This window comes from Pseudomonas sp. GW822-FHT07A10, from assembly GCF_058798795.1.
Map to the genome: position 1 here is coordinate 83,787 of NZ_JBXAKV010000001.1, position 13,676 is coordinate 97,462.

General features: G+C 55.6%; 12 protein-coding genes. 4 read left to right on the forward strand and 8 right to left on the reverse strand.

The genetic code is table 11. The features are described from left to right. Positions 1 to 1,632 carry a ThiF family adenylyltransferase gene (locus AC1RL4_RS00335; RefSeq protein ID WP_315866012.1) on the forward strand — a complete coding sequence of 544 codons (1,632 nt, stop codon included), beginning with the start codon at positions 1 to 3 and terminating at the stop codon, positions 1,630 to 1,632. Continuing rightward, positions 1,620 to 2,099, forward strand: a complete 480-nt coding sequence (locus AC1RL4_RS00340) for a Mov34/MPN/PAD-1 family protein (protein ID WP_315866011.1) — start codon at positions 1,620 to 1,622, stop codon at positions 2,097 to 2,099. Before AC1RL4_RS00335 ends, AC1RL4_RS00340 begins: the two co-directional genes overlap by 13 nt. Before the next feature lie 473 nt (positions 2,100 to 2,572). On the opposite strand, the gene AC1RL4_RS00345 is transcribed toward AC1RL4_RS00340, so the two are convergent. Next, entirely contained in the window at positions 2,573 to 4,318 is a 1,746-nt protein-coding gene (locus AC1RL4_RS00345; protein ID WP_315866010.1) for an anti-phage protein, read from the reverse strand. Positions 4,319 to 4,782: 464 nt separating this feature from the next. Further along, complete coding sequence (gene mobH / locus AC1RL4_RS00350) at positions 4,783 to 6,540, reverse strand: MobH family relaxase (RefSeq protein ID WP_315866133.1); 1,758 nt, start codon at positions 6,538 to 6,540, stop codon at positions 4,783 to 4,785. Between the two features lie 231 nt (positions 6,541 to 6,771). On the opposite strand from mobH, the gene AC1RL4_RS00355 reads away from it, so the two are divergent. Continuing rightward, positions 6,772 to 6,966, forward strand: a complete 195-nt coding sequence (locus AC1RL4_RS00355; RefSeq protein ID WP_025214500.1) for a DUF7740 domain-containing protein — start codon at positions 6,772 to 6,774, stop codon at positions 6,964 to 6,966. A gap of 134 nt (positions 6,967 to 7,100) precedes the next feature. On the opposite strand, the gene AC1RL4_RS00360 is transcribed toward AC1RL4_RS00355, so the two are convergent. After that, on the reverse strand, positions 7,101 to 8,063 hold the full coding sequence (locus AC1RL4_RS00360; RefSeq protein WP_315866009.1) for an ArdC family protein: 963 nt from the start codon (positions 8,061 to 8,063) through the stop codon (positions 7,101 to 7,103). Between the two features lie 130 nt (positions 8,064 to 8,193). Then, entirely contained in the window at positions 8,194 to 8,523 is a 330-nt protein-coding gene (locus AC1RL4_RS00365) for a hypothetical protein (protein WP_315866008.1), read from the reverse strand. A 452-nt stretch (positions 8,524 to 8,975) separates the two neighbouring features. Here AC1RL4_RS00365 and AC1RL4_RS00370 point away from each other — a divergent pair, with 452 nt between their 5' ends. Next, the gene (locus AC1RL4_RS00370; protein WP_124324815.1) at positions 8,976 to 9,374 is read left to right on the forward strand and encodes a DUF3742 family protein; all 399 of its coding nucleotides are present in this window, start codon (positions 8,976 to 8,978) and stop codon (positions 9,372 to 9,374) included. On the opposite strand, the gene AC1RL4_RS00375 is transcribed toward AC1RL4_RS00370, so the two are convergent. The 4 genes from AC1RL4_RS00375 to AC1RL4_RS00390 are packed head-to-tail and all read right to left on the reverse strand — an operon-like array spanning position 9,363 to position 13,562. Beyond that, complete coding sequence (locus AC1RL4_RS00375) at positions 9,363 to 10,904, reverse strand: conjugal transfer protein TraG N-terminal domain-containing protein (RefSeq protein ID WP_493118859.1); 1,542 nt, start codon at positions 10,902 to 10,904, stop codon at positions 9,363 to 9,365. The genes AC1RL4_RS00370 and AC1RL4_RS00375 overlap by 12 nt on opposite strands. A 10-nt stretch (positions 10,905 to 10,914) precedes the next feature. Continuing rightward, a complete protein-coding gene (locus tag AC1RL4_RS00380) occupies positions 10,915 to 11,223 on the reverse strand; it encodes a hypothetical protein (RefSeq protein ID WP_281111760.1) in 309 nt (102 codons plus the stop codon). Between the two features lie 3 nt (positions 11,224 to 11,226). Then, positions 11,227 to 12,609 (reverse strand): integrating conjugative element protein, encoded by a 1,383-nt coding sequence (locus AC1RL4_RS00385; protein ID WP_315866006.1) that lies wholly within the window; start codon positions 12,607 to 12,609, stop codon positions 11,227 to 11,229. Next, positions 12,606 to 13,562: a TIGR03756 family integrating conjugative element protein gene (locus AC1RL4_RS00390; RefSeq protein ID WP_493118862.1), complete on the reverse strand. Its 957-nt coding sequence runs from the start codon at positions 13,560 to 13,562 to the stop codon at positions 12,606 to 12,608. Before AC1RL4_RS00390 ends, AC1RL4_RS00385 begins: the two co-directional genes overlap by 4 nt. Positions 13,563 to 13,676 lie beyond the last annotated feature (114 nt).

Genomic DNA, 13,676 nt, shown 5'->3' on the forward strand with positions numbered 1-13,676 from the left:
ATGGTAATCCCTCTGCTTCTTCAATCCATTAAACCTTTGGGATTTCGACGCAAGGAATCCCAAAGCATTTCGGGCTACCTGGCAGTGGAGGGCTCGCTAGAAACGCGGTTTGGTTTGGTGCTGTGCGACGTATTAATTGATCGTGAGTTTCGTTCATTCCCGACGATCATTCTCCGACAACCGTTTCCAGAGCTCCTGCTTCCCTTTGCGCCGCATGTTGGGCCGGATGGCATTCTTTGCTATGTGGCGGAGGGGACAGTCGTGTTCGACATATACAGGCCGATCAGCCAAACGATCGCTGCCCTGAAGCGTGCGGCAGTCGTTCTTGACCAGATCATGGCCAAGGAGCGGGTGGATGATCTGGAGGAGGAGTTCTTCGCGTTCTGGCGTGGTGACTACTGCTACACCGATATCGAGAGGCCTGAATCTGGCGAGGTTTCTGCATTGAGCCTGGGTAAAAGGGAGGGGCTCGTTTTCACCGATGATCTGGCACGCGCGGAGTCAAAATTTGCTCACCGAGCAGGTCGCGTCGAAGTGTTCCTTGGCCTTACAGCGAAAATTACGACGAAGGTTCCTCCTCGGCCTTTAATTGGTGCCTGGCCGCCAAAGACTGTCGGTGAGCTTCTAGACTGGCAGTCGAAACTGGATCCTCCATGTCGCCGAAAGATCCTGGCTCGAATCGTCAAGACCTACCGTGCTGGAAAGCAAGGCGTCGTCGTTGTGATTGACGCGCCTACGATGCAGTACGGGTTCCTCGTGACGGACCTTCAGAAGTACAAACGCACATCCAAGGTGGATCAGGGCACTCCGATCTTTGAAGCGCCTATTGAGTTGATGCAGGTGGTCAGGATGGACGATCGATATATTGTAGGACGCAACATTCCCGGCCAGACAACTCTTGCAGGCAAGAGGATAGCGATGGTTGGCTGCGGAACTATTGGTGGCTACCTTGCGGACTTGCTGGTTAAGGCAGGTGCCGGCACGGGCGGAGGTGAGTTGCAACTGATCGACAATCAGAAGCTTGCTCCTGGGAATATTGGACGTCACCGACTCGGCGCCAATCGGTTAGAACTGAACAAGGCACAAGGTTTAATCGCAGAACTGAAGATCGGTATGCCCTCAGCAAATCTCATAGCGCTTCCCGAGGACGCCTTTTCGGTCAACCTTACAGGATTTGACCTGATCATTGATGCGACCGGTGAGCAGGGGCTCGGGAACTGGCTAGCTGGTCAACAAGCGAATGGTAGTCTGTCGAATGGCGAGTGGCAGACTCCGCTCCTTCATGTCTGGATTGAAGGTGCTGGTGAGGCAGTACGGGCGCTTCTCAAGCAGCATCGGTCTGAGGGATGTTACCGCTGCTTATGCGATTACGAAATCGAGCAGCGATTTCTTTCAGTAGTCGGTGGTGTGCGTCCGGTCCTCGCTGGAGGAGGCTGTGAGGGACAGTACGTGGCTTACCCTGCATCGGTGTCTGTTCAGGCAGCAGCATTAGGTCTGGATGCTGCTTTGGCTTGGGTAGGAGCAACGTTGTGGGGCTCCTTATCCACTCGAGTCATCAGCCGTACGCGTGATCCTGCTACAGGGGATGTCACTATCTTACCCCGACCCGGATGTCCCGCATGCGGTTCATAAACACGTGGACAGATCCGCTCAGTGAAGGGGTTGTGTATTTCGCTCCGCAGGTGATCGAAGTATTCGAGCGATACATCCAAGGCGAGAATGACGCAGAGGCGGGCGGCATCCTTCTTGGTCATGTTCGTGGTATCCATCTGGAGATATTAGAGGCCACGATACCCATGCCAAAGGATCGTCGGCTGAAGTACTTTTTCGAGCGCTTGCTTGATGGTCATCAAGGTATCGCCGAACGCCGGTGGCGAGATAGCAACGGGCTGGTAAGGTATGTCGGGGAGTGGCACACGCACCCTGAAGACCATCCGACGCCATCTGGCTTAGATCTCAGCGAGTGGCGGAAGCTTGCGGCTGTTCGGCGAGATGGGAGGCCCATGTTGGCGGCGATTGTTGGGCGGCAGGACTTACGTGTGGAGTACATGCAGTCGGATGGAGTGAGGCACCGTTTGTACCCCTTCAATGGTCAGTAACTGTGTACCTGAGGCGACCCGATCGTCTGATGAGTCCATGTTTGTAGTGGTGCTGCATACTCGAGAGGCAGTGTACTCGTGGAATATCCACGTCTGTGGGTAGTGCAGCTTACATCTCTGCTTACCTCATGTCGCGTCGGCTACCCGCGATACAGGCATTGACGCGCTCGAAATCGGCTTGAAGTGAGTTTCGTCCGCATAGTGACCAGTATAAGGTTTGGGATCAGCAAGGCACCTTGGCGGGACGCTTAATTCTTCCAAGAAGCACATTCACAGGAACCACGGAGAATTGTTTGTCCTTGTGTTTGTCGTAGAGTCTCAGGTTTCCGTTTGAGTAGCTCCACACACATAGATTGACCTAGGGTACGTAATGCTGCCGAGCAGTGAGTATCATGCAGATCGCCTAAGTAGGTGATTATTTCGTAAGGCCATACTGATCTGGTCGCGCTGGCGTTGCCACTGAAGCTCAGCATTCAGTCAGTGAGATAGCTCTCTTCCATGTCAGGATGCGCCTCAAATTTTTCCGTTCCAAGGTAGATCAGGCCTACTTCCTTCGGAAGCGCATCCAGTCTCTCGATCGTTTTGTTAAGTCGAGCGCACTGCTCGGGATTGACATAAAAACGATGATTGTTTAGCCAGTTACGATGGTCGTGGTAGTTGTCTAGCGTCGCTGCTTCCAATCCCGCAACATGGTCTTCGATTAGCTTACGGCTGACCAATCGTCTGATCTGCGGAATGATGTCGGTAGTACGATCATCTGACACAACAATTGCAAGCCTTCGATTAGTCTGCGCCAGTACATAGCGCACGCCTGAGTTGTATCGTGAGCCCCTTGAGGGAGTACATTGTTCTGTGGCCTCACCATCGAGAATAATTCCGATAGCGTGGCAGACCCCCGAGGGATCGAGCAAAATCGTTCCATCAATGCCGCTGAAACTCCTGAGAAGCGCTTCAGTAAGGCGGGTGGGCACGATACTGGTCCCTTGTTTGCTGAGACGGTGTGCTTCGCTGGCAGCGTCTTCCCCGACGACGATCATGCTGCCGCGCTCTTGACTAATCTGCGCGATCAGTAAATTCCACAAGTGCTGTGCATCTTCTGGCGATGACAAAGGAAAGAGTCGAGCATAATTTGCGAGGAAGGCCGCCTTGTCGAAAGGCTCCTGAGGAAGTGTTGGGACCGCATAGTGACTGCGAAGTAGTACTTGGTCTCTGTAGCGCAGCTCCCATAGATAGTGATCGATGAACGCAACCGTAAATGCATCTTGTGCGCTGTAGTCATGCGAACCCTTCAATTGCCCAAGTCCATAGATGTGGCGGCTGTCCGCGATAATTCCAACCCCTAGCGTAGCCATCTGCAAAACTTTTCGAACCCATCGAGGCTCACGAAAAGAAACTGGTGCAGAGAATTGAGCGAGGAACTCGACGCTTTCGTTGTTGGGGTCGACGAGGATGAGATGACCGACACCTTTTGCACCTTCGTACATGAGGGAGGAAATGAGGTTCAAGGAATCGAAGAGATCGGTATGAAAATACCGCCGCTCGATCGAAAGTCCCGGCGTATGCAGAAAGTCCTTTGCTGCCATACGCACGACTTCCTCGGCATCTCTCATGCTGCGATGAGTAAAACGCCCGGGATCTGGGTTGTGTAACTCTTCAGTTGCTTCCCGAAGAACTGCGTACACTGCCGCGTGTATCAAGCTGCGAAATCCATATCCCTGCTGCCGATTTTCAATCGGCTTGTTAGGCAGCGGGGGGAACTGCTTGAAGGTTGCATTGGGAATCTGCACGATCGGAGTGACGTAGTAATCACCGATGCGCCTAACCTCACCGCAGAACGATGTCACGTCATGCGCGGAATCGAAGGCCTTGAGTGCTTCGCCAACCGATGTGCGTACGGAGTCGCGACGGATCCATTCCGGCTTGTCGCGCATGCTCGGCTCGTCGCTGTAAAAGATGGTCTGCAGATTGTGATCGCGATAAGTCGACTCGACCGAATCGAGCAAGCCATCAAATAGAGTAAGCGGCCATTTCCCATCTTCGGGCTCGACACACACCGGGTTAGGGTTTTTGCTTTCAGGGCTACGAGCGCCGACGAGAAGCACTTCTGCCTCCGCCGGTGCGCCCAGCTCCTTCAAAACATTTCGAGCCAGCGAGCGAATGTGAATTCTGTAGCTAACTTGATATCCCCACATGAAAAGGTAGATGACTTGCCCTGCCATTAGAACTTCTCCAGTTTGTTGATTGCGCTGACCTTTCTACAGATGATTGGCGAAGCACCTCACCACACATTCCACAGCTTGATAGCGGCGTTGATAATCGCCCTCCCATGAGGTAGGCCTACGAGTTCGCAGTAGGTCGTATTGCTCATTGGTACACACCAACTCGCTCTTGGCCGCCTCCTGCTGAATCCAGTCATTACGTAACGGAAGAGTCGGCATGACTGTGACCAAACTGCTCGCTCGGCTCGTTGTAGAGCAGGACTTCCAAGTAGTGCGACGGGGCAACACCAGATAGCAAGTTCATTCTCCTAGTGCTTCCATGATTGCATCCAGTTTCTACCGACCTAATCTGATCTGAATCTCTGATGCCCGGGCCCCTTGCTGTCCGATTTTCAACACTTTGCAGACCGGGAATACGCCATTTTGCTCCAAAGTGGAGTTGGTTTTTCCCTACGGAGGTCGACTCAGTCCAGTGGGGATGCTATGGGAATCTGATGTCTTTCGATTTTCAGAAAAGGATTGCCGACAGGCACAGGCCCGGCTTCGAACAATAGTGCTGGTTTTTCTAGCAAATAGCCTTTGAGTTTTGCTTTCTTCCGGGGACCTTCCACCTGACAGACCCAGATATTTAAACCGTCGTCACGCTTTTTGTGGATCTTTAGTTTCTCAAACTGCTTCTGTACCCAGCGCCATTCCTCAACCTCCTGATCTGAACCCTGCGAAACGCCTGGAAACTCCTGCGCATAGCGTTGGAAGAGACCAGGCGTCACCAGAAATACGCTGCCACCCACCGTGTGGATTTTGGCCTTGCTGTCATTGATGATCAGCTTATGGCTCAGAATGCCTTCCTTGACCCAATTCAGGAATGTCTGGCCTGGATTATCCGATTGAAGCGTTGAAGCTTGGACAGCGCTTTCTGACAGTGTGTCACTGGCCTCAGGCTCATCCCGCTCGAACATGTCCAGCAGCGTGCCAAGGTAATCGGCATCCTCTACCGTCAAGGTATCCGGCTGCGATTGACTTTGACCTGATTTTGCACTGGCTGTCTCGGGCGTTAGCGTTAGTATCGGGGAGTCAGCTGAGTGTTCATGAGCCGCAATGCTCACCGTTCCACTGAAAGCCTCGGGCCGGTCTTCGTTCCCCCAAATCAGTGCCGGTTGAAGGCGCAGAAAGGTGAAACTCTGCTGCCAATTTCCCTGTGCCACAAGCGCGGTCCAGATGGCTTTTCCTTCCGGAGTGGACTCAACCAATCCATGCGATTGCAGCTCGTCGAACACCGCGAGGTTGGAAGAGGGAATGCCCTCAATCGATTGCGACAGCAGATAGGCTCGCAGCTTGTCCGTAACCGTCTTGCTGACCAGCCAGAGTGCGTCTTGAGTCAGCCATCCGGCGGCACCTGGCTGGTTGAGTTTCAGCTCGTGCTGAACCAGATGACGCAATCCACTGATCAAGTGATGTTGCAGCGAATGAGTCGGCGCTTGTAGCGCCTTACTTGGATTGCCACCGATGTTCTGCGCGGTGGAAACGCGGTCGGCCTGAATCACCAATTCGCCCAGCACGCCGGCACGTTCGTACTGACCCGCCAGGACATACAGCAGATTGGCCCACAGTGGCGGAAATCCACTGAGCCAATCGAGGATTGGCCGGTCGAGAATCTGGTTGTAGAGCAAGCCTGCGGCCGCGCCGTGCAAGTGGTAGTCGCGCCCCTTGAGATAGCGGAAACGATACGGCTGATCCAGGGAACCCTGCCAAGGATGCCAGACGCGGCCATCCTGGCGTTCGACCAGCAGGTCCACGGCGATCTTACCGATGTCATGGAGCAATGCTCCATAGGCAATGCCAGCTGACCAGGCATCGGTCTGGGCGGCTTGGTCTTCAGGTGCGGCGCCGGTGGGAAGCAGATACGACTGACGCAATTTCAAACTACAAGCGACCAGCTCCAACCCATGGTCGAGCATGCCGCCAAGATAAGCATGGTGGTGCGTCTCGCTAGCTGGAAGCTGCTGGACCAGCTCGGCGTAGCGATGGATCGGATTTAAATAGAGCTGGCTGAATTGCGGATGGGAGAGGGCGGTGTACTGCCAAATGCGATCAAGCAACTGGCGGCGATGCTCGGCTGCTAACAAGCCCTGGGACGATTCGATGGACAGGTACCCATCTGCGACGTTTCCGGTGGGTGGCGGAGGAGGCTTTTGCCTTTTTTGCCGAAACAGACTGAGCATCATGGTCCTCCCGGGAACTGGCAAGTCAGTGACCTTTTAGCCTTTTCGGATAGGGCTCTTACCCTTGACTCCCCCATTCCCTTCCAACCCTTACCCGTCCTTTTGCCGTGTGTCCCTTTGTGCGGCAATCGGAATATTGATTTGTCCTGGGGCCGTTTTATTGGATGTGCATGCTGGTACGAAAAAGGAAAGTGTCGGTACACTGCGGTGCGAATTTTATTGGGTCTTGTCATGAATCTCACTGACGCCACGCTCGTGCTGCTGCTCGCGGCACGTATCCATGGGACAGACGAAGCTGTTAGGGCCTCGGCGAAGAGCGTGGTCAAGAAGCTGCCGCGCAGCAAACGCGATCTGATCTACAAGGTGATCGACAGCCGAAGTCCACTCGAGCTGGTGGATTACCTGGCTGAGAATCTGGATACGTAACGGTGTACTGCGGTTACGGGATTACCTCATGTTCTTTGCGTCAGAGCTCCGCAGTGTGGGGATTTTTCTGGGCATAGAAAAAGGGTCCAACTCGTGTTGGACCCTGTGAAGCGATTGCAGCAGTGAGGTAACGATCAAGCTCCATCGTTCATGCATCGCGAATTATCCATTACCGTCTGCTTCTGTTGCTGCTCCAGGTCGAGCACATACTCCGAGGCGCATCGGGCCTGGCCACTGGCGCGGAAAATCGCGCGGTTGTCAGACTTGAGCAGGCCGAGCCAGGAGTCGATATAGCCCTCGTGCCGAAGCTCTCCCTGTATACCGGCGTAGGCACATAAAAAAGCGGCACCCATTTCGGCGATCAGCTCTTCAAATGCATAATCTGGCGAGCCGAATGGGCAAGGTGAGGTCACGCCTTCGCGCTGCAACCGAGAGTGGTGTCCGGTCCAGTGCGTCAGCTCGTGAAGTGCGGTGGCGTAGTATCCACCTTGATCGTGGAATTGCGATTTTGTCGGCAGTTGGATGAGATCCCTGATCGGGTGGTAAAAGGCTTCGTCGGCAAATCGATGAATGATATTTGCGCCCGAACTTAGCAACAAACTTTCCGCAGCAGCGTTGGGGAAGACGGGATCGCTCGGTTCCGTCTCGAGCACGGTTTCGTTAAGCGTTTCGAGCCCTTCCGTTTGCTCGATGTTGAACAGAAAATGCGTCCTGAGAATGCCAAAGTGAGCGACTTTTGGCTGACCGTTTTCATCGAGTACGGGTTGGCCTGCTTCGGTTTGTTCCTCGCGCTCCATCGGTTTGTAGAGCGCTGCCAAAGTGCTGTGCTCACCCTTACGGATGTGCCCGCCGGCTTTTTTGGCTTGATTGAAGGTCAGCCAGCGATCTTGAGTGAACCCCTGCAACCTGGCCTCGGCCCAAAGCAACGGTAAATTGATGCCCGAATAGGGACGCTGCGTGATGGCGTTGATGGGATAGGGCTGGTGATGAGCGAAGTCAGTTGAGCCATTTGAGGACCAGGGTTTGATCCAGGGCGCTACGCCTTGGTCTAACGCGGTAACGATCTTGTCTGTCACGTCTTGGTAGATATTGCGCATGGCATTTCCCTCGAAAAACCGCAGGAACGCCTTGCCCGTCGGGGAGGGTTCCCCGGTGGGTGTTGATTGGATTGATGCAGGACTGCGTATAGCCTGAGTTGGATCAGTGGCCGGGTATGGCCGTTTGCGTTTAGCGTTGCTGCTCTTCCGCAAGCGCTATCAGTAAGGCGTTAGGTTGGTCTGATGCCTGAAGCAGGCTGAGGCTCAGTCGCAGCAGTGGTTCATGTTCTGCATCACTCACTGAGCCGAACTTGGCTACCTCGAACACCACGTAGGGTGTGTTTGGATCGGCCAGGTGAGCTTTGAAGGCTGCGCGTACGACGTTGCTCAGCCTATCGAGCTGCAGCTTTTCAGGATGACTTGAACCATCGAGCAATACTGCGTGTTGCCACGCGTCTGGAGTGAACACAACGGGCAAGCGCAGAGTGTTCAGTGCTTTGCTTGTGAGTGAGTCGGACATGGTGTGCCTCCGTTGATAGCGCGAAGAAACCTGTCCCATAGGGGAAAGAATTTCCCCGCAGTGGGTTGAAGAAAAACAAGAGGGTTTGGGACGAGCCGAGCTCGAAAGAAGCTCGGGAGAGCAGTAGGCGTTCATCACCCGTGAAACGTGATCGTGCGAGCCACCGAACGCTAATCGCACTTGGGGGGAACCATCACCGGAGTGACGTAGCTTTGAAGGCTCTGGCTACCTGGGAAGGTGCTGTCGATAACAGCGATCCGTACCCTCTATGTAGCTGGATGATATGGATGGGTCAACGGCCATAGAGGCGCTGGTGCACGAGTTGCGTCTTCTGTCTTCCAGTGAAGAGTTTTTTGACCGAGCAAGCTGATAAACGGTTAAGCATGGGCGATTTTCAGTAGTAGGCTGTAGTCTCAATTTCCACAGGAACACGCTCAGAAGAGGGCCCAATCATGCCGGCTCAGCAGCCAGTTCAAATCTCCCGCGCACACCGCTGGGCATATGCATGCGGTATGTCGGTAAAACGTGTTTATCGTAGGTTGAAAGGATTTGAATCTCGTATGGCTAAACGTGCGGTGGCGACAGGTATGCCTCTGGGTGGGCTATTGGTTCGTGGGAGCTTTCTGGTTACGAAGCTGGCACTCATCCTTGGGTTGCTCTTTATCGGTTTCTGGTTGGTAGCTTCTGTCGTAACGATGATCGCTGTGATTGGTCTCCTGTTGTCCAAGGCTGCCATTGATGGGGATCTTAAAGAGGCGGAAACAGGCCCAGACTATCTCGGTGCCGACCTCTACATCGGTGACTTCGACGACAACGGGCACTACATCGGCGATAGCAAGTCATCTAACTGAGCGCTTAGCAGCCCCGATTATTTGATCTGTACCTTTGCTTGCTGAATCACTTGCGGCTTTGCTGCCATTGGCCAACATGCCTTGAATCCCATTTCCTACTGCATATCCCGTCCAGCTCATGGCTCCAAGGAACAACATCGGCAGTACGATGAACATCGCCCCCATCACATACTCAATCACCTGCGCCGTGACGGTTCCGTCCATAAAGCCGGATGTGGGCAGCGACAACAGCACCTGATTGGACGCCGACACTTGGTTGTACAAGGTATCGAGCATGCTGGAGTCGACCCAACGGGCCAACTCCCACCAGAAGGTCAGCATGTGCAGCGTGAACAGCGCGAACGTCACCGTCATGACGGTCTTTAGCTGGTAGGTACTGACCAGAAGGATCAGTGGCAGGCTGATGATGACGCCCATGATCAGGAAAGCCTGCACCATCGGCAGGGCCGCGCGTAGTGCATTCATTGCCGGGAAGTTGCTGAACGAGCCAAGGGCCAGCCCAGTGTTGGTGGCCAGGTTATTGAGCCCCTGATTGATCGACCCACCGCGAGCACGGGAGCCATAGTCCTGGTACACCTGTCCGGGCGACATGGACATCGATTGTTGGCGTGGGCTGACCAGTTCGCGCAGGGTGGCATCCTCGATCTCGTTGCTTGAGCGGCCAGTCAACCAGCCTTTCAGCTGGGTCAGCAGCGAAGGATCGACTTGCTCGATCAAGCGCGCTCGCAACCCGATAACGCTATCACTCCACCACTGTTTGCAAGTGGGGTAGCCTGCGCCATTCTCCAGCCGTGGCAATGAAACATCGCGGGTTTCATCATAGGGCCAGCTGACACGCGGTGTCCGTGAGCGATCGGTGTCGTAGTAGCCCGGAGTGTCGAGAAAATAGCTTGAGCCGACCCAGGACGCATCATGACTTTGTGCCTTGTCCAACTGCGGGCGATTGGTGAACAGCCGAGAGCGGGAATAGCCGTAGCAGTCGCGAGTAAAATCGGCGACTTCCTGTAGCAACACTTGGTTATCAATGCGAGAACTGTCGATCTCCATGCGCATCTGTCGGATGTCCGGTGCGCAGGGAATGGAGGCGGTGGCCGCTGCGGTCACTCCTTTACTCAAGGCGTGCACCAGAAACCACCAGATTGGCACGTTGGCAGAGCGTTCTCCGATGGTGTTGAAGGTGGTACCCCAGGCGGTTTCCGCTGGCTTGGCCACGCTGACACCGCAGCGTTGGCTCGCTGCATCGTCGAACGCCATTGAAGCGAGGTTTAGCGGAAAGACCGGCGCGCAGCCGAACAATACGACAATGTAGGCCAGCCAAAGCCGGTTCTCGATTCGAGGTACCGAGAGCAATCCTTTGTTGCCTTCATCCGCGCCTTGCTGACGGGCTGACAACCATTCTTGCAAGATGATTGCACCAAAGGGGGCGGCGAACAGGCCAGTATCGGACAGGACGTTCCAGATACCGTTGTTGATGATCCATGCCAGCAGGGAGAGGTAAAACTCCAGGTAGCTGTTGGTGCTCATGAGCATGGTGGTGACCTCACAATCGAGTGAGCTCGACGCAGGTAAAGAGCAAGAGCCCGAATGTCCCGGCGCGGTTCACGCGCAGTCGGTCCTGTGGTCGATGTCGGTAGCGCCTCAGCAGGTCGCACCAGAGTGCAAAGAGGACGCCGTAGAGCAGGGCGCGCCACAACCGCAGATAAGGCCGTATCGATTCCAAAGTTTGCTGCCAGACCTCGAAACTGCCCAGCGCAGTGCGGCCGATCCAGGCGACCAGTGCGGCGGTCAGGATCATCACTGCTGCAACCCAGAGACTTGAAAGCAAAGTGAATAGCAGTGAGCGTTTCATGGCTCACTTGCGCCTGGCGTCAGCGTCGTTGAGTCGGCCGGGTTCAGGGTCGCCTTGCTCGACGGTACGCGACGCATCAGCACCTCCGGCATGTCGATCGAGTGCAAGGCTGGCGGTATTGGTAGCCAACATTTGTCGGACCTGCAGCTCAGTCTGCAGTAGGCGTATTTCACGCTCCAGCGTGTCGATGTTTTTCGTCAAGGCCGTTTGGGCCGGTTCGGCGGAAGCGATGTTAGGTTCGTGGCTGCCTGCCAGCAGCGTGCGTAATAGCAGGAGCGCTTTGTCGAGTACGCTGGACAGGGCCGTCTCACTGGCCAGGCGCCGCGCCAGGAGCTCCTGATCAGGATCGTCGCGCAGGGCTTCGATCACACCACGGGTCACCGGCAGCATCGGGCTGGAGGCTTTGCCCAGATTGTCAGGGTTCGGCGGCAGAGATCCGGACAGCAATCCTTGCAGGGTCTTGAGATGTTCACCGTAGGCCTCCTGGATCAGCGGCGTCAGTCCGCTGCCAGCGGTAGCCCGCAGAGTTTCGCAGGTGTCGCAGGTTGCGACTTCGGTCTCGCCCAACACTCGAACAGCCCATTCGGATTCCTCTCGGGGTGAGGTCCATGCCTGGCAAATAGCGCCGTCCAGGCAATCACTGCTACTGATCGAGGCGCTGTCATCCACCGACCGGTTATGCAGCAGGTTGTAGCCCGCGCGCACCACATCGGAGGTTGCCCGGATGGGGGGTTGTCCGCTACCTCCAGCCTTCTGCCCGCCGACCCAAGACACTCCATTATTGCCGTTACGGGCCTCGGTTTTTTTGACCGCGGCCACCGCATCACCGCCGGTTTGTTCGAGGTTGCCCTGCATCTCCTGGTTCTTGGCCAATGCGCCCCAGCCGGCTTGACCGACCTTATCCGCCATCTTCTCGGCCATGGCCTGGCAGGTCAGCTTGGAACGGTCGAAGTCGATGCGCCCTTGCATCACCCCGTTACTCAACAGCTCATAAAGCCCGGGGTTAGCGCGCTGGATGATCAACGCCGGCAGCGACATCACCGCCTGGGTCGCGTTCTGCACAATGCTGCCCATGATCTGCTGGAAGCCTTCGGTGACGCCGTTTAGTTGGTTTTGCAGGGTGTTGGTGAGGCTCATGTTTCCGCACATCATGTTCGCTTGCCAGGATCCGCCGACACCGAGCCCGTTGGGACGATAGAGCGAGCTCGGCGAGCCCGTTGCCGAGCCACCACCGATGGTGTACATCACCCTGTCGTCGAGCACTTCGCCTTGAGTGCCTAGACGGTAATCGTCCTCGGCGGTGTGGGCATGCGTGGCCACGGCGAGCAGTCCGCAGAGCAACAAACTCCTCGGGCCCAACCATGGTCCTGCAAAAAGCCCACTCATGAAGCACCGCCTTCGAAGTCGATGCTAAACAGGAAGGTCTGTCCCTCACGCTTACAGCAGCTATAGGGGCGCCACAGCGACCAGGCGTAGCCGCCATCCGCGCTCTGCACCGAATTGCTGGGGAAAATGGCACATGTGGGTTGAACCTGAGGGTAGAGCAACTGCCATTTGTGAGTCGAAGAATCGTTTTCAATTATCGGGCCGGGAGGCCAGTAACCGTCGCGTGGCGCGGGTGTGAGCGGTAAGTACACATGCGGCTGCCAGTTGCGAGTAATGAAATCACCTGCCCGCTGCGCCATCACCGCAGCGGCTTTGAAGTCGTCGGGTTGTACCAGAAATCCTTGCCGGGGATAGACGTTGCCCCACATGTTGCCCGCGAGCTGACGACCGATCTCACGGACTCCCGGTAAGAGCGACTCGGGATAAAGGCTTTCAGGGATGCCATGACGCCAGGCCAGTGAGTCCAAAGTGCTCAAGTAGTAGGGCATGAACGCAGTGGCGCCGCTGGCGCAGGCGTAGCCGGATTGCGAGGCAAGTTGCGTGGTGGCCCAGCCACCGGGGTGGCCGATGCCATCAACATTTTTGAAACGAGGCAGGTTATCGCGTTGGGTGTTCGGCGTGATCAGGTTACCGCCACCTTCCGCACCGCTGATGGGAGAGGAGAGTGCGGCCATCTCGGTCCAAGGATTGGCACCGGTGGTGGCATAGCTCGAGACCACCAGTTCAGGAATGAAATGACGAACCTTGGTCGAGGTTTTAACCGTGCAGCCGAAGGGGGTACAGAGTAACCAGAAGCAGATGCCGACGACTTTGTACTCGAGGCAGTCTGGAGAAAGTACGGAGGCGGTAATGCTGCCGGTATCCAGCGCCACGCTTGACCCGGATGCCAGCAGAATGCTCAGCACCAAAGGATGTAACTTCTGGGGCGAAATATGCGGGCAGGCAGCAGACATGATCCAGGCTCTGGGTGTATGGCCTGGACAGGTTCAATGATCGAAAGAGGGGTGTCAGTGAGAAAGCCGAACGCAGGATAGTCGGTTTACAGCGACCTTCTAGATCAGCAGATA